Source organism: Devosia insulae DS-56, assembly GCF_000970465.2.
Classification (GTDB): domain Bacteria; phylum Pseudomonadota; class Alphaproteobacteria; order Rhizobiales; family Devosiaceae; genus Devosia_A; species Devosia_A insulae.
The window spans coordinates 1-18018 of sequence record NZ_LAJE02000183.1 but is presented as its reverse complement, the minus strand read 5'-3'; the positions used below and the strand labels follow the sequence as shown (position 1 = coordinate 18018).

Sequence of the window (18018 nt, the reverse complement as noted above, 5' to 3'; positions counted from 1 at the left end):
GGGTGGGGGTACGTTTCCCGCACCAGCTCGTCAGCTAGTTTGTCGTCGTCCTCTACCGCGCCACCCGCCCCTCGACCGGATGTCCAGGATCGGTGAAGCCATGGGTCGAAGCGTGGCCCGGGGCGACCAGCCGGTCGACCAGCGCCTCGTCCTCGGCGTCGAGCTTGACGTCGAGCGCCCGGATGTAGCTGTCCCAGTGCGCTTCGGTGCGGGGCCCGGTGATCGCCGCGCTCACCAGCTGGTTGTTGAGCACCCAGGCCAGCGCGAAGTCGGCGGCGTCGATGCCCTTGGCTCGGGCATGCGCCGCGATCTCCTGGGCGATGGCGAGCGATTCCGGCCGCCACTCGGTTTCGAGGATGCGCTTGTCGCCACGACCGGCGCGGGTATCGGCGGCCGGCTCCTGGCCTGGCTGGTACTTGCCGGTCAGCACGCCGCGCGCCAGCGGCGAATAGGAGACGACGCCGAGGCCATAGTGCTGCGCCGCCGGCAACTGCTCGGCCTCGGCCGTGCGGTTGACGATGTTGTAGAGCGGCTGGCTGGCGATAGGCCGATCGATCCCGAGCTGGTCAGCGAGCTGCGCCACCTCGGCGATGCGCCAGCCGCGGAAATTCGAGACGCCGAAATAGCGGAGCTTGCCGGCGCGGATCAGGTCGGCGATGGCGCGCACCGGCTCCTCGAGTGGCGCGTCGAACACCGCGCGGTGGAAGTAGATCAGGTCGATATAGTCGGTGCCGAGCCGCTTGAGCGAGTTCTCGACCGTCTCGATCACCCATTTGCGCGAGTAGCCGCCGAGGTTCGGGCCCTTCTTGCCCGAGTTGACGAACTTGGTGGCCAGCACCCAGTGGTCGCGGCTCGATTTGATGCCTTGCCCGACCACCCGCTCGCTGGCGCCGTCGCCATAGACGTCGGCGGTATCGATGAAGTTGATCCCCTGCTCGCGCGCCTTGTCGATGATCCGAAACGCTTCGGGGTTGGGGGTCTGCTGGCCGAACATCATCGTGCCGAGCGACAGCGGGGATACCTTGAGGGCGCTGCGGCCAAGGTAGCGATAGTCAACCATGCTTAGATCTCCGGGGGCGTGCGCGGCGCACGGTGTCAGGTCAATGTGACCGGATCACCACCGCATGCAAACTCTAAGCCGCCCGTGCCGCCGCGACTATCGGCGCCACCGCCCGCCGCAGCCCCTCCGGCTCCAGTCCCGTCACCACCACACCAACCAGAATTGCCCCGATCCCGGCTGCCTTCAGCCGCGGCGCATCGGCCGCGGTGAACCTCTTCTGGCTCGGCGCGATCACTGGGCGGCCCGCCATCGTGACGATCTCGGCAAAGCGCGTGAGGTCGGCCTCATTGAGCGGTTGGCCATATTCGGCGAAGCGCCCGATCGAGGCTTCGACCATGGCGCCGGGGATGGCGCGGATGGCGTCGATATCGGCCTGACCGGAGTCGCTGTCGAGCGCCAGGATCGGTTTCAGCCGCGATTGCAGCATGTGTGGTTGCACGTGCTTCAGATAGATGTTCCAGCCTTCGACGCCGTAATCGGCCAGCGCCTCGAGCTCATCAAGGCTCGGCTGGGTCTCCTGCCCGCTCATCACCAGCATGGGTTTGCCGAGTTTCGCCAGCGCCTCGATGAACCCGCGTTCGTCGGCAAAACTGCCGAACGTCGTGCCGCTGGCACGATGATAGGCGTTGAGGTGGAATTTCAGCCCGAACACCCCGGCATCGACCGCCGCCTTGGCGAGGTCGAGATCATGCCGGCCCAGCGACACCAGCACCGGCAGTTCACCGGCGCGCATTGCAGCTTCGATCATCGGGTCAACCCTTGAGTCCAGTGTGAGCCAGTCCCTCGATGAACTGTCGCTGCGCGAAGATGAACACCACAAGCACGGGCAGGGCGGTAAGGGTCGCGGCGGCGAGCTGGGTGTTCCACATCGGCCCCTGGTAGACATCGACATACTGGGTCAGCGCCTGCGGCAGGGTGAAATTGCCGGGAGTGGTGAGGAAGACGATCGGCTCGAGATAGAGGTTCCACGAGTGGAGGAAGGTGAAGATGGCGACCGCCGCCAGCGCCGGCTTCGCCAGGGGCAGGGCGATCTCAAAGAAGATACCGAAGCGGCTCAGCCCATCGACCCGCGCCGCCTCCTCGAGCTCCACCGGCAGGGCGATGAAGAACTGTCGCATGACGAAGGTGGCAAAAACGCTGGGCGCACCGAAGATCGGCACCAGGATCAGCGGCCAGTGCGTGTTCACCAGCCCCCATTTGAGGAACATCTGGAACAGCGGCACGATAGTGACTTCCGAGGGGATCAGCAGCCCCAGCAGCACCACCATGAAGATCAGGTTGGCGCCCGGAAACTTGATCCGCGCGAAGGCATAGCCGGCCATCGAGGACACCGCCATGGTGCCCACCGTGACGATCGCCGCGATATAGCACGAGTTCCAGTATTGCTGCGCAAAGGGCTGCAGCTTGAACACTTCCGCGTAGGTCGACCAGTCGAAGCGCGACGGGATCAGCTCGGGCGGAAAGGCGAAGATGTCCGAGATCGGCTTCACCGAACTCGTCACCATCCACCAGGTCGGAAAGACGAAGGGGATGGCGAGCACGCAGAGGAGGCCATAGAGCGCGACGCGGGCGCGCGGCGACAGCTCGCTGCGGGGGTTCTCAGTTCTCATAAAAGACAATCCGTTTGCGCATCTGCCACTGCGCGAAGGTGAGCACCGCGACGATTCCGAACAGCAGGATCGAGATGGTGGCGCCGTAGCCGAAGCGGTGGAACTGGAAGGCCTGCTGGTAGAGGTAGTAGACCAGCACCGTGGTCGACATCCCCGGCCCGCCCTGCGTCAGCACCGCGATCTGCGCGAACACCTGGAGCGAGCCCACAATGGTGATGATCATGGTGAGCAGGATCGTTGGCGAGATCAGCGGTACGGTGATCGCATGGAACTGCGTCCAGCGGCTGGCGCCATCGACCCGAGCGGCTTCGTAGAGCTCACGCGGCACCCCCTGCAGCGCCGCAAGGAACAGCACCATGTTGAGCCCGACATTCTTGAACACCTGCACGACGATCACCGAGGCCATGGCGGTGGGCGGTGAGCGCAGCCAGTTGGGTCCGGTGATGCCGATCACCTGCAGCAGCCCGTTGATGCCGCCATTGGCCTGCAACAGGAAGTTCCAGACGATGGTCCAGGCCACCAGCGACACCACCACCGGCGAGAAGAAGATGGTGCGGAACACCGTGATACCGCGGAGTTTCTGGTTGACGAGGATCGCCAGCAGCAGCGCAAGCGACAGGTTGAACACCACCAGCCCGGCCGAAAAGATCGCCGTGGCGCCGAGCACTTCCGGCAACGCCGGATCGGCCGCGAGCTTTTTGTAGTTCGCATCACCGACGAAGCGGAACGTCCCGGCCAGCACGTTCCACTCGTGCAGCGAATACCAGACCACCAGCCCGAGCGGGATCAAGACGAACAGCACGATGCCGATCAGTTGCGGGGCGATGAACAGGTAACCCGCCACAGCGTCGCGCCGCTCCATGGTCCAGAACGGCCGGTTTCGCGGTCGGTCAGCGGTGGAAGCGGCAATGGGCATTGGGGGTCCTGTAAGCATTGGGCAGTTGCATAGTGTGGGCACGGATCCCTTCTCCCCTCAGGGGAGAAGGTGGCGCGGAGCGCCGGTTGAGGGGTGAAGCGCCGCCACGTGCTGGCTCGTCCAGCATGCCGAGAGATCCACCCCTCACCCAGCTTCGCTAACTCGCTGGCGCTCGTAAGCTTCGCTTCCCTCTCCCCTGAGGGGCGAGGGGAGACACGGGGAGGGCGGTGAGCCGCGGGTGGGCATGGGTGTCCTGTAAAGGCTGAGTTCGTTCACCGGGTCATCCCCGCGAAAGCGGGGAACTCTGTTTTTGCGAGCACCGCAAACGGAGGTTCCCGCTTTCGCGGGAATGACCCGGTGTTGTGGAGAGAACCCAGGGTCCTCCCCACATGAAGTCCGTCACAGCATCGGCTGGATCCGGTCGCACACCGACTTCAGCACCGCCGGCACATCCGCATCCGGCACCCACAGCGCGTCGAGCGCGGCGCGGGCGGTCTGCTGGATTTCGGCAAACCCCGCATGGCCGGGCTTCACCTTGCCGGTCGAAATGCCCTTGATCACCACGTTCTCGATCTGGGTAGCCGAGAGCAGCGGGTTGGCGGCGCCGAGCACTTCGGCGTTGAGCAGGCTCGAGCGCGGCGGCGGGAAGAATTTTGCCAGCTTCTTGGCATTGTCCGGGTTGCTGAAGAAGGCGAGGAAGTCGGCGGCGACATCAGGGTTCTTGCCTGACGCGAAGACGCCGATGCCGGCCTGGCCGATCACCGCATACTCACCTGCCGGGCCCGACGGCAGCGGCACCAGGTCCCAGCTGAACGGGTTCTCCTTGGGCAACAGCGAGGCGCGGGAAATCTGCGTGATGGTCATCGCCGCGTCGCCGGCGAAGAAGTCGGCGGTGATGCCAGGGCCGGGGATCGCCTTGTCGGTGAAGATCGCCTTGTGGATGAAGCTCATGGCGTCGACCATCGGCTGCTCGGTAAACGTGCAGGTCTTGCCGTCGGCGCTCCACGGCGCGGCGCCCCAGCCGTTCCAGATCGAGGCGAGGTTGTCCCACACCTTGTAGTCGAAATCACGGACGATCAGCCCCTGCTTGCCGGCGGCGGCGACGGCGGCGTTGATCGCCTCGGCCTTGTCCCAGGTCCATTCGCCCGCCGCGATCAGCTCGGCCGGGGTCTGCTGCCCCGCCGCCTTGATCACGTCGTTGTTGACGAACATGCCGAACGGCGAGGTCGAGAACGGATAGGCGTAGATCTCGCCATCCGCTGTCCATAGCGACAGGGCGCTCTCGGTGACGTCGGCAAGGTTGTAGTCGGCCGCCGCCTCGAACGTCGCCTTCAGCGGCGACAGCGCTCCCGAGCTGACGAAATCGCCCGCCGTGGTCTCGAGGATCCAGGCGAGATCAGGGGCATTGCCACCGGCGATCTGCGTGGTCAGCGTCGTGGTGTAGCCGTCGAAGGGCAGCGAGTCGAAGCTGACCTTCACGTCCGGATGCTGCGCCGTGTAGGCGGCAGCAATCTCGTTGAACAGCGCCAGGTGCGCCTCGTTGGCGCTCCAGATCGCCATGCGGATGTCCTGGGCGATGGCTGGCACTGCTGCCAGCGGGAGTGCGATGCCGGCGGCGAGAGCCGCCAGTCTCAGGTCGAACAGTTTCATGGTTTCCTCCTTTGTCGTCGTTCGTTTGGTCGTCTTCTGGTCAAGTGGTAGCGGTCAGTAGCCCCTGACGTCGGGCCAGCGGGTTTCGATGCCTTCGGCATAGAGCCGGGCCTGAAAATCGGTCAGCAGCGCATCGTCGGCCTGCACCTGATGTGGCGTCACGCCCTGGTTGAGGCAGTAGGCGGCAAGCAGGCCCGCGACTTCGCCGATGTTCCACTCCACCGGGTGCAGCCGATAGCAGCCATTGGTGATGTGGGTGGTGCCGATGGTCTTGCCGGCCGGGATCAGGTTGCTGACCCGCTCCGGCAGCAGGGCCCCTAGCGGGATCTCGAACGGGCACGAGGCCACGTCGATATAGTTGTCGCCGCCGGTCGAAGGGTGGAGATCAATGCGGTACATGCCGATGCCGACGCTGTCGCGATAGTGGACCGCGCCGCGCTCGCCGCGCACGTCGTACGAGAGATCCTGCTCGACGATGGTGGTCACCGCCTTGATGCGGCGGCTCTCGCGGATATAGGGCGCCATGGCGAGGCCATGGTTGGTGCCGGTGATGTCGCCGCGCAGCCGCAAACCCGGGAACCCTTGGCCGCCATCCTCGCGCGGCGCCTCGGTCTGCAGCCAGTAAAACACCGAGTAGGCGAGGTCGGCCGCATCGCGGATGCGCTCGTCGTACACCGCTTCCGGCACGTCGATGATCGGGTGCTCGAAATAGTCGAGCATCGGCCAGTTCACGAGGCAGATATCGGAGGCGTAGGCGCCGGCAACGAAATTGCGCCGCGCCGCGATGCGCCTGAAAGTCCAGAGGTTCCCGTCGCCGGGGTTCCTGCGCTGGTCGGCATCGACCAGCGTCGGGTCATCATCGGGGTTGGGGGTGAAACTGCGCACCGTGGTTTCGAGGGTGCGCGGATGCGGCGCGACGAAGCCGATCAGCGGCCCGCCCCAGAAGCTCGGGGTATAGGCGCGCCACTTGTCGTAGTTGCGCGGCTTATCGCCCACCTGGTTGCCGTCGACATGGTCGATAGCAAAACAGATCGATACCGCCTGCGAGTTGGTCGGCTGCGCTTCGGCCGGCGCTGAGGGCTCACCGGTATCGCGCCGGCTCTCGAAGCCGGTGACATATTCGGTGCCGGTCATCGGTAGCAGGTCGCCGAGCTCGGTGGCCTCGATGATGTATTTGCCGGTGACGACAATAGTGTCGCCGCTGTCGCGATGCCTGAGCGTCACCGCCCGCACCCGGTCGCCATCGACTTCCGCCGAGATCGGCTTGTAGGGCTGCAGCACGGTGAGCTTGCCGCCGCCGCGATAGGGCATCAGCATGGCTTCCATCACCGCGAGGCCGACGCGCGGCTCGTGGCAGAGCCGCGATACGAACCCGGCGCCCGGGTTGAGGTCGCCCCAGGCGCGGCTCTTCTCGGTCAGCGGATAATGGTCGCGATAGTATTGCCGGATGCCGTTGCGCAGCGCCCGGTAGGAGCGGGTAATGCCGAACTGCTCGACCCAGCTATGCTCGTCCGGCGGCACCGCCTGGCTGGTCATCTGCCCGCCCAGCCAGTCGAACTCCTCCGTCATCACCACGCTGTGGCCAGAGCGCAGCGCGCCGAGCGCCGCCGCCACGCCGCCGAGGCCGCCACCGATGATCGCGATATCTGCCGAATATTCTTTCACTTCAAATCCGTCTGGTTGGTCGCGATGTGGGAAAAGTCGGTCAACTCGTCGCCTTGTCGCTTGGGTGGATGACGCCGAGGGTGTCGCCCTCGACCGGCTCGCATGGCAGCACGACCTGCTCGCCCGCCGAGCCGGCCTCGATCCGCTCGCACAGCATCTGCGTGGCGCGCCGCGCCATTTCTTCGCGCGGCACCGAGAAGGTGGTGAAACGGGTGCCCGACTGCATGGGGCGGAGGTGGCTGCCGAGCACAACGATCGACAGGTCGCCCGGTACCGCGAGGTTCTGCGAACGCGCCGCGGCATCGACGATCACCGCGTCAGCCATTTCGGTGAAGAACACCACGCTGGCCCCCGACGCACGGATCGCTTCGAGCATCGGCAGCGCCTTGCCGCCGACCTCGGGGATATGCAGCACCAACTCGGCCTCTCCCGGCGCCGGTTCGGCGTCCGTGATCGCGGAGGCAAACCCGGCCCAGCGATCGACCGAGGATTCGGCGCCTTTGCTGGGCCCGACATAGGCGAGCTTGGTATGCCCCTTGGCCTTGGCCCGCCGCACCATCTCGGCGGTCGCCGCGACATAATCGGCCCCGACATAGGGCACGGGCGTGTCGGTAGGGCCGCCAATGGGATCGCGGCGGCCGACGGCGACGAACGGATAGTCCCCGGCCACCAGCCGCTTCAACTCGGCGCGATCGAACTCGCGCCCGAGGATGACGCAGCCATCGGCCAGCCGCAGCCTATTGTTCTCGTCAAAAATCTTGCGCTTGCCGCGATTGGCGGGCGCGCCGGTGAGCAGCAGCAGGTCATAGCCCAGCGTCTGCGCCGTCTCCTCGATGCCGAACAGGAACGGCGCGAAGAAATCCGCCTGCGCGCTCGGGAAGGCCGGCTCGTAGGTGAACACCCCGAGGATGCGGTTGAGCCCCTTGGCCATGCGGCGGGCGATCGGGTCGGCGACATAACCGGTCTCGCGGATCGCCTTCTGCACCCGCTCGCGGGTCTCGTCAGGAATGCGTCCTTCGGCCGCCTTCGCGTCGTTCAGCACCAGCGACACCGTCGCCTGGCTGACCCCGGCAATGCGCGCGATATCCCGCTGTGTCAGTCGCCCCGCCTTGGCCAAGCCGTCCTCCTCGACGTCTCTCGCGCTGCTAATGCGTATTAGCTGCTAATGCGTATTAGCGGAGAGTCTGTAGTTGAGTCAATAGGACGCGCCTTCGATCGATGGCCGGGCAATTCGCCTCAGGTCGTGGAAAGGCTCCGCCGCTACTCGTGATCCGCCCACTTGCCGCCGCGCGTCACTTTCGGCGTCGCCAGCATCGCCGTGAGAATTCGGCTCATCAGCGCCTGTTCCTGCTTCTTCCCCTCAGCGGCGTGGCGGAGGTCGACGAGGAGGGCGGAGGTGGCGTTGAGGCGGGCGCAGGCGAGGGTGGCGATGTGGAGCGCGAAATCCGGGTTCTGTGACAGCACGTCCAGCGCCTCCTCGATGACGCGAACGCGCACCGTGGTTTCGGCGGTGACGGTGGCGCTGTGCGGCGTGCCGAGCAGCACCGCCATCTCGCCGATGATCGCCCAGGGTTCGTCGATATGGGCGATGTCTACGCCCTCGCGCGACACACTGAGCCGGCCGGCCTCGAGCAGATATAGCCGCCCCGAATAGCTGCCCTCGGTGGTCAGCCGGTCACCCGGGTTGAGCGTTTCGAGCGGCAGCGATACGGCGAGGGCGGCGAGCGTGGACATCGGCGGGTTCCGGCAGGTTCGGGCGGCAGACTGGCGGAGCTTAGGTGAACCGTGGGTGAAAGTCGCGGGGGGCGACCCACAGTGCCCTCCAAGGGGGCCCTGGGAGCCACCGGCTTCGAGCGTCCATCCCCCCAATTGCATCCCCCCGCGCCCTGCGCTACATCCCCCCTGCCGCGTCACGCGGTGACGCATCCTGGACGGCCATGATGCGCGGGTTTATCGATCGGGGACGACCCCGGAGGTAATGAACCCATGTCTCCGTCCAGCGACGCCAAAACTCCCCTCAGCCGCCACCTTCCACCACGCACGTTCGTAAAACTCGCCATCGCCTGGGGCGTGGTGCTGGTGTTCATGCTCGGCGGCCCGACCTGGCTGCACGCACCCATCGATCCCGTGGTCGCAATCATCGCCTTCGGCGTGATCTTTGCCACCATCCTGGTCGCCGCCTTCGGCGTGGTGCATGAGGCCGATTACCTGGCGCACCAGCTGGGCGAGCCCTATGGCACGCTGATCCTGACGCTCTCGATCGTCTCGATCGAGGTGATCCTGATTGCGGCGGTGCTGCTGGGGCCGGGTGAGAACCCGACCATCGGCCGCGACTCGATCTTTGCGGTGATGATGATCATCCTCAACCTGGTAATGGGCATCTGCCTGCTGCTCGGCGGCCGGCGCTTCGGCGAGCAGGAGTACAACTCGCAGGGCGCGCTGGCCTATATCTCGATGACCCTGCTGCTGGCCGGCATCGGCCTGATCCTCCCCAATACGCTGAGCAGCGGCGACGGCACGTTCCTGCCGGCGCAGGCGGTGGCCTTCGCGCTCCTCACCATCGTGCTCTATGCGGCGTTCCTCCTGATGCAGACCCGCGCCTATCGGCGCTACTTCATCCAGCCCGATCTCGGCTCGCTGACCATTCCCCTCGATAATGGCGGCACGCCAAGCGAGCCCGCGCCGGTCGATCGGGGTGGCGTCGTCATCCACTCGGTGCTGCTGGTGGCGCTGATGCTGCCGATCGTGCTGCTCGCGCATGACCTGGCGCTGGTGATCGATTTCGGCATCGCCACCGTCGGCGCGCCGCTGGCGCTGGGCGGCGTGCTGATCGCCATCATCGTCTTCACCCCGGAATCGATCACCGCCATCAAGGCGGCGCTCGATAACCAGCTGCAGCGCTCGATCAACCTCTGCCTCGGGGCGTTCGTCTCGACCGTGGGGCTCACCGTGCCGGCCGTGCTGATCGTCGGGCTGGTGACCGGCAAGCGCGTGGTGATGGGCGTCTCGCCCAGCGAGACGGTGCTGCTGCTCCTGACGGTCGGGCTCACCACGCTGACCTTCCTCGGCCAGCGCGCCTCGGCGCTGCAGGGCACGCTGCACCTGACGCTGTTCGCCGTGTTCGGCGTGCTGCTGTTCGTGACCTAGGCGGCTTTGCGGTTGGGCGGCAGAGGTATGATTGTGCGCTTGGCCTGGCCCCCACCGGGTCATTCCCGCGAAAGCGGGAACCTCTGTTTTAGTGCCACCTGCAAGATCGCAAACGGAGGTCCCCGCTTTCGCGGGGATAACACCGAGTGTGCGGGACCTGCAGAGCCTCGGTTCGCATACCAGCGTCACCCCGCCTACTGCGTCCTCGATGCCAGCGCCTCGTCGGCGGCGGCGAGCGCGGCCGGCAACTCCGCGGCGCCCATCGCAACACTGAAGGCCCCCGCCGCCTTGAGCAGGGCGCGTCGTCCCGGGCGCGGATCGGCTGGGTCGACGAAGCCGATCGGCACCATGCCGGCGGCGACCGCCGAACTGATGCCATGCGGGCTGTCGTCGATCATCACGCAGCGCGCCGGCTCCACCTCGAGCTCCCTCGCGCAATGGAGCAGCAGGTCGGGTGCCGGCTTCGGTCGCTTCACCTGTTCGGCACTGAACACGAAGGGGGCAAAGCTCTGCCACAGCGGCAGCTGCCCCAGGCTCGCACGCAACCGCTCCAGCGTGCTATTGGAGGCAACGCATTTCGGCCGCTCGAGCGCCGCGACCACCTCGGCAATATCAGGCATGGCGGTGAGCGTGGTGGCGAACTCGGCATAGAGCCGCTGGTGCCAGCCGGTGAACAGGCCCTCGATATCCTCGAGCCCGTAATCCCTCGCGCACATGGCGCGGATATCGCGCTCGGAATTGCCGGTGAAGCGCCGATGCGCCTCCTGTGGGGTAATGTCGACGCCGGCCGCCGCCAGCGCTTCGGCCAGCGTGCGGCTGGCGATCGGCTCGCTGTCGATCAGCACCCCATCGCAGTCGAAGATCACCAGCCCGATAGCGTCGAGCGTCGCCGCCGCGCGGGGCGGCAGGGTTTCGGAAATCGTCACGCCGCTGTGCCCCGCATGCTGACGGCCCGATCGGGGCGGTCGGTGGTGATCTGGCGGATCGGCTTGTCGAGCCAGAATTTCAGGTCCGCCTCTTCGTTCGGCACCCAGGCACCCAGCCGCTCGAGCGGCACCTGGGCGGTGATGGCGTCCCACTCCGCGGCAAGCAGGCTCTTTTCCACCGCGACGATGTCGCTGAGCTCCAGCATCGTATCGAGCCCGGCTTTCAGCCCCAGCCGCTCGGCCGAGTTGCGGTCGAACGACGAGAGCCGGCGGATGTCAGGGGCGACACGGCCGATCTCGACGAGGATTTCCTCGTGAAAGCTGGTGAGGATGCTGCGCTCGCCGAGACCGAACGTCTCGATCGCTGCCGCGGCGGCCGCTTCGAGCCCAGGATAGGCCACGTGGCCGACCCCGGCCTTCAGCTCCACATGCAGCTCCATCGTGCCGTCACGGAAGATTTCGAGCACTTCCGCCAGCGTCGGGATCGCCCCGCCGTCACTGTCCTTGAGCCGGACGTGCCGGTGCGCGCCTGCCGCCAGCGCCGCCACCGGGCCGCTATGGTCGGTGGTGCGGTCGAGCGTCGGATCGTGGATCACCAGCAGCTCGCCGGCACTCGTCAGGTGCACGTCGAACTCGACGCCCTCGACCGGCATCGCCTTGAGCTTACGGAAGCCAGAGAGCGAATTCTCCGGCCACAGGTTCCGGCCACCGCGGTGGCCGATGATCATTACCATCGTAGAGTTCCTTCAGGGGTGTACGCAAAACGCCAGCGACCGCACCAACGCGCTGGCAGTAGTCGGGGGGCCTTCTCCCCTTGTGGTCGCGGGACGAGGGCGTAGCCCTCGCCCGGAGGTGGCCGAAGGCCGGATGAGGGGTTCTCTCCGCGCACTGGGTCGCTCGTCGCTTGCGCTCCGATCGCGCTACACTTCGTTTCGCGGACCCCTCATCCGCCCTTCGGGCACCTTCTCCCACAAGGGGAGAAGGCGATCGCTGCACCGCCAGTGGCTCCTGATGTGCGACAGCCCCGCCTGCTGGACGAAGATCGCGCCGGTACACCTCACTTCCCCGCATCGACCAACCCACGGGTGAACCATCTCTGCATCACCAGGATCACGAGCGCCGGTGGCAGCATGACGAATAGTGCCGCGCTCATCGCGATGTTCCAGGCCGGCGCCGCGTCGGAGACCGGAACCAGCTCCTTCAGCCCCAGGATCGCCGTCTGCATTTCCGGGCCGGTGGTGAACAGCAGCGGCCACAGGTACTGGTTCCAGCCGAACAGGAACAGGATGATGCCGAGCGCCGCGATATTGGCGCGGGAGAGCGGCAACAGCACGTGCCAGAAGAAGCGCAGCGGCCCAGCCCCGTCGAGCTTCGCCGCTTCGCAGAGCTCATCCGGCACGGTCAGGAAAAACTGGCGGAACAGGAACGTCGCCGAGGCCGAGGCGATCAGCGGCAGGATCAGCCCGGCATAGGAGTTGACGAGGTTCCACTGCAGCGCCGCCTCGAGCCGGTAGCCGGTGAGGCTCTCGACCAGCCCCCCGAGCCCGATCGTTCCGACCACCCAGCGCAGCGGCCCGCCGGCATCGGCCACCGCCTCGTAGGTCGGAATGATCCGCACCTCGACCGGCAGCATCAGCGACACGAAGATCAGCCAGAACGCCGTCATCCGGAACGGGAAGCGGAAATAGGTGATGGCGAAGGCAGCGAGCAGCGACACCACCAGCTTCCCCACCACGATCCCGAGCGTCACGATGATCGAGTTGAGGAAGGCGCGCGAGAAATTGCCCTCGTTCCAGGCGGTGGCGAGGTTGTCGATCAGGTGCGCCCCGGGCAGCAGCGGGAACGGCGTCTGCTGCACCTCCTGTAGTGTCAGCGAACCCGCCACCAGCGCGAAATAGAGCGGCACGCAGACCGCCGCGGCGCCGACCAGCAGCACCACATGGCAGAAAATCGAGAGCGTCAGGCTGCGGCCCACCATCGCTACACCCCGTAATTGACTTTGCGCTCGAGGGCGCGGAACTGCAGCACCGTGAACACCACGGCGACGATCATCAGCACCACCGATTGGGCGGCGGACGAACCGAGGTCGAGCTGCACGAAGCCATCCTGGTAGACCTTGTAGACGAGGCTGTTGGTGGCCCCGGCCGGGCCGCCCCGCGTCATCGCGTCGATCACGCCAAAGGTCTCGAACAGCCCGTAGACGAAGTTCATGACGATGAGAAAGAAGATGGTCGGAGTGATCAGCGGCACCGAGATGGCGAAGAACCGCCGGATGTGCCCGGCGCCGTCGAGCGTCGCCGCTTCGAGCAGCGAGGCGGGCACCGCGAGGAGCGCCGCGACGAGGAAGATGTAGTCGTAGCAGACGTGCTTCCACACCGAGGCGATGATCACCAGCAGCTGCGCGTCGAACGGCCGCCGGTTCGGGTCCCACGGAATGCCGATCGCCTGCAGCATCTCGGCAATCGGCCCGACCGCCGGGTTGAACAGGAACGCCCAGATCACCCCCGAAATCACCGGCGCGATCGCATAGGGCATCAGGATAATGCTGCGATAGAGCCCGCGCCCGCGGATCACATAGTCGGTGGCAAAGGCAAACAGCCCGGCGAGCCCGAGCGTCAAGACGTTCTGCACCACCGAGAACCACAGCGTGAACACCGCGCTGTCGCGGTAATCGGCGCTGGCGAACAGCGCGAGGAAATTGTCGAGCCCGACGAAGATCTGGATGCCGCCGAACGGATCGACCTGCACGAAGGCCAGCGACAGCGCCTTGTAAGAGGGAATGAAGAAAAAGAAGACGAGGATCAGCAGCTGCGGCGTCAGCAGCCCCGCGGCGAGCCACGGCTGCTTGAAATGTGCGGTCTTCAGCCCGGCGCGCGAAGCGCGTGGAAACAGCCGGCCGAGCGCCAGCCCGCCGGAGGGCCGGGGGCGACGGCTGGCGCCGCCCCCGATCTCGATGCTGCCATCAGCCACCGGCATGGAGCTTCTCATACTGGCGGAGGATCTGGTTGCCCTGTTCGACCGCCGCGTCGAGCGCCTGCTGCGCCGTCTTCTCGCCGGTCCACACGCTCTGCACTTCCTTGACCAGCAGCTGCATCGACTGGTTGTGGTTGCCGAAGCGGAAGCCGCGCGAATTGTCGGTCGGCGTGCCGCGGCTCAGCTGCAGGATGGCGATTTCCCGGGTCGGGTGCTCGTCATAATAGCCATCCGCCTTGATCGCCTCGTAGGCCGTCATCGTCACCGGCACATAACCGGTTTCCTTGCTCCACCAGGCTTGCGTCGTCGGCGAGGCGACGAAATCGAGGAACGCCGCGGCGCCGGCATATTCGGCGTCCGTCTCGCCCTTCATCACCCACAGGGCGCCGCCACCGATGGTGCTGTTCTTGGGCTCCACCCCTTCCTCGTGCGGCAGGAACGTGGCGCTCCAGTTGAACTTGGCGGTCGACTCGACGCCGGCATGCGCCGCGGTCGAGGCAACAAAGGTCGAGCACTGGCCCGAGGTGAACAGCTGGTCGGGGGCGAGGCCCTGGCCGGCGAGCTGCAGCACCCCATCGTTCATCCAGCTCTGCAGCCGTTCCAGCTGGCCCACCACCATCGGGCTCTGGTTGAAGACGAACTCGGTATCGAGCCCGCCAAAGCCATTGGCCTTGGTGCCCCAGGGCTGATCCTGGATGGCGGCGTAGTTCTCCAGCATGCTCCAGAAGAAATCGTTGGCCAGCACCATCGAGCAGTCGGACACGCCCTTTTCCTTGATGGCGCGCAACTGGGTGTCGATCTCCTGCCAGGTCTCGCCGGGCTTGTCGAAGCCGGCCGCCTTGAAGTGGTCGGCGTTGTACCAGAAGATCGGCGTCGAGCTGTTGAACGGCATCGCGGCCGGCTTGCCGTCGACGAGGAAGAAGCCGGCGACCGGGGCGACGAAGTCATCCCACTTGATGTCATAGCCCTGGTTCTGCATCAGCTCGGGCACCGGCACCACGGCGCCGGAGTTGAGCATGGTGAGAAAGCCGCGCTCGGCCGCCTGCACCAGGGTGGGCTGCTGGCCGACGCGATAGGCGGCCACCATCGCCGCCATGGTCTCTTCGTAATTGCCCTTGTTGATGCCGACCAGCTCGTACTTGTCCTGGCTGGCGTTGAAATCGACGATCAGCTTGTCGACGATTTCGGCCAGCCGGCCACCCAGCGCATGCCACCATTCGATCTTGGTGCGCTCCTGCGCCAGCGCCGTGCCTGCCTGCAAGACCAGCGCCGCCACGGCAGCGCCGGCCAGCAGCCGGCCGATCACGGCCCCATGGCCGCGTTTGTTGCCTGTCATTTTTCTCTCCTCTCGAGCCTCGCCGTCTTTCCTTGGCCGGTTGCTCCGGCGTGACCCGCTTCATGGCGGCGAGGAGACGAAGGCTAGTGGTCACCGTTTACAAATGTCAAGCGTCTGTTACAAATGTATGACACTGCCAAGGAGATGCGATTGACAGCCGACCCGGGAGTCATGTCCATGCTGAGCCGGACCTGAGGGGCGGGGGCAGAACAGCGTGGCAATACCAGCGCCGCAGGGCATGTCGGACGAACAGATGCAGGTGCGCGTCGTCTGGCTCTATTTCATGGAGGGGCGGACGCAGGGCGAGATCGCCGATGCGCTCTCCACCAACCGCCTGCGCGTCAACCGCATCATCAGCGAGGCGCGGCGCACCGGTCTCGTCACCATCACCCTCAACTCCAAGCTCGCCTCGTGCGTCGAGCTCGAGCAGCAGCTGATCAAGGCTTTTGGGCTCAAACGCGCCATCATCGTGCCCACCCCAGAGGACCCGGCGCTGGTGCCGGTGCTGCTGGGGCAGGCGACGGCCGATTACGTCGGCCAGCTGCTGGCCGATGGCACCATGACCGGGGTCGGCGTCGGCTGGGGCACCACCCTGCGCGAAACGGTGCGGCACATGCCGTCGCTGAAGCGCCCTGAGCTGCTGGTCAACTCGGTGATGGGCGGGCTGACCCGCGGCATCGAGATCAACACCTTCGACATTGCCGGCGATCTCGCCCGGCACCTCGGCGCCGATTGCGCCTATCTCGCCGCCCCGATCTATGCCGGCAGCCCGCAATCGCACGACGCCATCATGACGCAGGATGTGTTCCAGGAGGCGTTCGAGCGCATCGGCCGCAACGACCTGATCCTGTTGACCATCGGCGATATGACCGAGCGCTCGCTGCTGATGCGCTATGGCCTGCCGCGCGACGTCAGCATCGACGAGCTGGTAGCGGCGGGCGCGGTGGGCGACGTGATGGCGCAGTTCGTCGATGCCGCCGGCCAGCCCATCGACCACCCGATCAACCGCCGCGCCATCGCCCTGCCGCTCGAAGCCCTGCGCAAGGTGCCCAACGTGGTGTTCGCCTCAGGCGGCGCCAACAAAACCCACGCCATCGCCGCCGTGCTCCGCTCCGGGCTGGGCAGTGCGCTGGTGTGCGATGAGGCGACGGCGCGGGCGGCGATGCGGATTGCGCTGGGGACGGGGTGATAACTTCGGCAATGGAAAGGCGCCCGACCACCTCATCCGAGGAATTGAGGGAGCGAGAGGAGCGAAGGTGGGGATCGGATGAACCGGTGTCGCGCATGTCGAGGCCGATCCAGTCCAACTAGCATGGCGCATTTCGCATTGATCAATATATGATCGCAGCGCGACACCGCGCGGGATTTGACGAATGGCAGACGAAATACCGACTACACTTGTTCAGCTCGATATGTTGGGGCAATCAACCGGTGTTGAAGCTGACGATTCCATAGGGCCCGATGCCGAGCGCATCGCGGAGCCCTTTGATCCGGATGACATTGACGTCATAACTAGATCGATGACAGTAGATTTGCTGTTGTCGCGGACAAAGTCTGGAATGATCAACCTACAACCTGACTTCCAGCGGCGCTGGGGCGTGTGGGACTTGCGTAGGCAAAGTCGACTCATCGAGTCCCTACTACTTAGAATCCCGCTTCCGGTGATATATGCAGCTGAAGATGATGACGAGCGATGGGAGATTGTGGATGGGATTCAGCGTCTGTCTACGATTGCACGATTCATTGACTCGGAGATCGTGAGCAGTGATGGACTCGTGCTTTCCGGATTGGAGTATCTCCATGAGCAGGAAGGAAGGAGATTTTATCAACTTAGTCAGAAGCTCCAATTAAGACTGCGAGAGACTGAGCTAGTAATACACCTTATCAGAAAGGGTACTCCGGCCGCGGTGAAGTTCAACATATTTGCAAGAATTAATACAGGTGGTGTTGCGCTGTCTCCCCAAGAGCTGAGGCATGCAATAACGCCAGGAAAGGCGCGGTTTGTGTTGGAGGGCTGGGCCGACTTACCGTCGTTCAAGCTTGCGACTGACTATAGCGTTCGCACGATCAGGATGGACGATCGTGAGCTGATACTAAGGTTCTTGGCGTTTTTTGTTCTGGGATTGGATGCTTATCGCCAGCCAGATATGGATGGATTCCTAATTGGAGCCATGAAGGCCATAAATGTCACATCTGACGCCGACTTGGATGTTGCAAGGTCGCGGTTTGAGGCAGCGATGATTTGTGCTCGGGAGGTGTTTGGGGTTGATGCGTTCCGAAAGCGTTTCGGATTTGGGCTCCCTCGGCAGCCGATTAACAAGGCGGTCTTCGAGGCGCTGTCAGTCAAGCTGGCTCGGCTTACAGATGAACAGCTTGAGGTCCTTGGCCATCGGGGGGCTTTGGTGCGGGAGGAATTTGTAGCGCTGTGCAACGATCGGCTGTTTGAGACGGCCATCTCACAAGGGACCGGCGATCTGCGCAAGGTTAGGCTAAGATTTAATGCAGTTGATCAAATGATCGAGCGGGTTCTGTCGGATGCTTGACTATATCCGCCTAGAGAATTTCAAGGCCTTCGACGACGTTGAAGTGCCGCTCGGTGGTCTGACCTTACTGTCAGGACTGAACGGCAGCGGCAAGAGCACAGTGCTGCAAGCGTTGGGCCTGTTACGGCAATCGTTTGATGCCAATTTTCTCTTGTCAGGAGACCTCGCGCTGAATGGGGATCTCGTTGAGCT

17 protein-coding genes are annotated in these 18018 nt (G+C 65.0%); 4 read left to right on the top strand and 13 right to left on the bottom strand.

Features of this window, described 5'->3' with window-relative positions:
- Positions 1–52 precede the first annotated feature (52 nt).
- The 8 genes from VW23_RS12845 to VW23_RS12810 form a co-directional block, all read right to left on the bottom strand.
- Positions 53–1060, bottom strand: a complete 1008-nt coding sequence (locus VW23_RS12845) for an aldo/keto reductase (protein WP_069909968.1) — start codon at positions 1058–1060, stop codon at positions 53–55.
- A 73-nt stretch (positions 1061–1133) separates the two neighbouring features.
- Positions 1134–1808, bottom strand: a complete 675-nt coding sequence (locus VW23_RS12840) for a hypothetical protein (protein ID WP_069909967.1) — start codon at positions 1806–1808, stop codon at positions 1134–1136.
- 4 nt (positions 1809–1812) lie between these two features.
- Positions 1813–2670 carry a carbohydrate ABC transporter permease gene (locus tag VW23_RS12835; RefSeq protein ID WP_069909966.1) on the bottom strand — a complete coding sequence of 286 codons (858 nt, stop codon included), beginning with the start codon at positions 2668–2670 and terminating at the stop codon, positions 1813–1815.
- Positions 2660–3586 carry a carbohydrate ABC transporter permease gene (locus VW23_RS12830; RefSeq protein ID WP_069909965.1) on the bottom strand — a complete coding sequence of 309 codons (927 nt, stop codon included), beginning with the start codon at positions 3584–3586 and terminating at the stop codon, positions 2660–2662. The genes VW23_RS12835 and VW23_RS12830 overlap by 11 nt, the downstream gene beginning before the upstream one ends.
- A 399-nt stretch (positions 3587–3985) precedes the next feature.
- The gene (locus VW23_RS12825; protein WP_069909964.1) at positions 3986–5236 is read right to left on the bottom strand and encodes an ABC transporter substrate-binding protein; all 1251 of its coding nucleotides are present in this window, start codon (positions 5234–5236) and stop codon (positions 3986–3988) included.
- A gap of 54 nt (positions 5237–5290) precedes the next feature.
- Positions 5291–6901: an FAD-dependent oxidoreductase gene (locus tag VW23_RS12820; protein WP_069909963.1), complete on the bottom strand. Its 1611-nt coding sequence runs from the start codon at positions 6899–6901 to the stop codon at positions 5291–5293.
- A gap of 40 nt (positions 6902–6941) precedes the next feature.
- Entirely contained in the window at positions 6942–8018 is a 1077-nt protein-coding gene (locus tag VW23_RS12815; protein WP_069909962.1) for a LacI family DNA-binding transcriptional regulator, read from the bottom strand.
- A gap of 143 nt (positions 8019–8161) precedes the next feature.
- Complete coding sequence (locus VW23_RS12810; protein WP_069909961.1) at positions 8162–8635, bottom strand: Crp/Fnr family transcriptional regulator; 474 nt, start codon at positions 8633–8635, stop codon at positions 8162–8164.
- A 252-nt stretch (positions 8636–8887) separates the two neighbouring features.
- Between VW23_RS12810 and VW23_RS12805 the strand changes: the two genes are divergently transcribed.
- Positions 8888–10048 (top strand): calcium:cation antiporter, encoded by a 1161-nt coding sequence (locus VW23_RS12805; protein ID WP_069909960.1) that lies wholly within the window; start codon positions 8888–8890, stop codon positions 10046–10048.
- 194 nt (positions 10049–10242) lie between these two features.
- On the opposite strand, the gene VW23_RS12800 is transcribed toward VW23_RS12805, so the two are convergent.
- The 5 genes from VW23_RS12800 to VW23_RS12780 all read right to left on the bottom strand — a co-directional run bounded on the left by VW23_RS12800 (position 10243) and on the right by VW23_RS12780 (position 15283).
- Complete coding sequence (locus tag VW23_RS12800; protein WP_069909959.1) at positions 10243–10974, bottom strand: HAD family hydrolase; 732 nt, start codon at positions 10972–10974, stop codon at positions 10243–10245.
- The gene (locus VW23_RS12795) at positions 10971–11708 is read right to left on the bottom strand and encodes a glycerophosphodiester phosphodiesterase family protein (RefSeq protein ID WP_069909958.1); all 738 of its coding nucleotides are present in this window, start codon (positions 11706–11708) and stop codon (positions 10971–10973) included. Before VW23_RS12795 ends, VW23_RS12800 begins: the two co-directional genes overlap by 4 nt.
- Positions 11709–12031: 323 nt before the next feature.
- Positions 12032–12952 (bottom strand): ABC transporter permease subunit, encoded by a 921-nt coding sequence (locus tag VW23_RS12790; RefSeq protein WP_069909957.1) that lies wholly within the window; start codon positions 12950–12952, stop codon positions 12032–12034.
- A gap of 2 nt (positions 12953–12954) precedes the next feature.
- A complete protein-coding gene (locus VW23_RS12785; RefSeq protein ID WP_141728320.1) occupies positions 12955–13950 on the bottom strand; it encodes an ABC transporter permease subunit in 996 nt (331 codons plus the stop codon).
- The gene (locus tag VW23_RS12780) at positions 13937–15283 is read right to left on the bottom strand and encodes an extracellular solute-binding protein (RefSeq protein ID WP_069909955.1); all 1347 of its coding nucleotides are present in this window, start codon (positions 15281–15283) and stop codon (positions 13937–13939) included. Before VW23_RS12780 ends, VW23_RS12785 begins: the two co-directional genes overlap by 14 nt.
- Before the next feature lie 238 nt (positions 15284–15521).
- Between VW23_RS12780 and VW23_RS12775 the strand changes: the two genes are divergently transcribed.
- The 3 genes from VW23_RS12775 to VW23_RS12765 all read left to right on the top strand — a co-directional run.
- Positions 15522–16472 (top strand): sugar-binding transcriptional regulator, encoded by a 951-nt coding sequence (locus tag VW23_RS12775; RefSeq protein WP_069909954.1) that lies wholly within the window; start codon positions 15522–15524, stop codon positions 16470–16472.
- Positions 16473–16656: 184 nt separating this feature from the next.
- On the top strand, positions 16657–17826 hold the full coding sequence (locus VW23_RS12770) for a DUF262 domain-containing protein (protein ID WP_084646029.1): 1170 nt from the start codon (positions 16657–16659) through the stop codon (positions 17824–17826).
- A partial coding sequence (locus tag VW23_RS12765; protein WP_176730386.1) for an AAA family ATPase occupies positions 17819–18018 on the top strand: 200 nt, incomplete at its 3' end. The genes VW23_RS12770 and VW23_RS12765, both read left to right, overlap by 8 nt.

What these genes read in the sequence shown, in the direction of transcription:
- VW23_RS12845 (WP_069909968.1), bottom strand. Translation starts at nt 1,060, where the DNA reads ATGGTTGACTATCGCTACCTTGGCCGCAGCGCCCTCAAGGTATCCCCG.
- VW23_RS12840 (WP_069909967.1), bottom strand. Translation starts at nt 1,808, where the DNA reads ATGATCGAAGCTGCAATGCGCGCCGGTGAACTGCCGGTGCTGGTGTCG.
- VW23_RS12835 (WP_069909966.1), bottom strand. Translation starts at nt 2,670, where the DNA reads ATGAGAACTGAGAACCCCCGCAGCGAGCTGTCGCCGCGCGCCCGCGTC.
- VW23_RS12830 (WP_069909965.1), bottom strand. Translation starts at nt 3,586, where the DNA reads ATGCCCATTGCCGCTTCCACCGCTGACCGACCGCGAAACCGGCCGTTC.
- VW23_RS12825 (WP_069909964.1), bottom strand. Translation starts at nt 5,236, where the DNA reads ATGAAACTGTTCGACCTGAGACTGGCGGCTCTCGCCGCCGGCATCGCA.
- VW23_RS12810 (WP_069909961.1), bottom strand. Translation starts at nt 8,635, where the DNA reads ATGTCCACGCTCGCCGCCCTCGCCGTATCGCTGCCGCTCGAAACGCTC.
- VW23_RS12805 (WP_069909960.1), top strand. Translation starts at nt 8,888, where the DNA reads ATGTCTCCGTCCAGCGACGCCAAAACTCCCCTCAGCCGCCACCTTCCA.
- VW23_RS12795 (WP_069909958.1), bottom strand. Translation starts at nt 11,708, where the DNA reads ATGGTAATGATCATCGGCCACCGCGGTGGCCGGAACCTGTGGCCGGAG.
- VW23_RS12790 (WP_069909957.1), bottom strand. Translation starts at nt 12,952, where the DNA reads ATGGTGGGCCGCAGCCTGACGCTCTCGATTTTCTGCCATGTGGTGCTG.
- VW23_RS12785 (WP_141728320.1), bottom strand. Translation starts at nt 13,950, where the DNA reads ATGCCGGTGGCTGATGGCAGCATCGAGATCGGGGGCGGCGCCAGCCGT.
- VW23_RS12780 (WP_069909955.1), bottom strand. Translation starts at nt 15,283, where the DNA reads ATGACAGGCAACAAACGCGGCCATGGGGCCGTGATCGGCCGGCTGCTG.
- VW23_RS12775 (WP_069909954.1), top strand. Translation starts at nt 15,522, where the DNA reads ATGTCGGACGAACAGATGCAGGTGCGCGTCGTCTGGCTCTATTTCATG.
- VW23_RS12770 (WP_084646029.1), top strand. Translation starts at nt 16,657, where the DNA reads ATGGCAGACGAAATACCGACTACACTTGTTCAGCTCGATATGTTGGGG.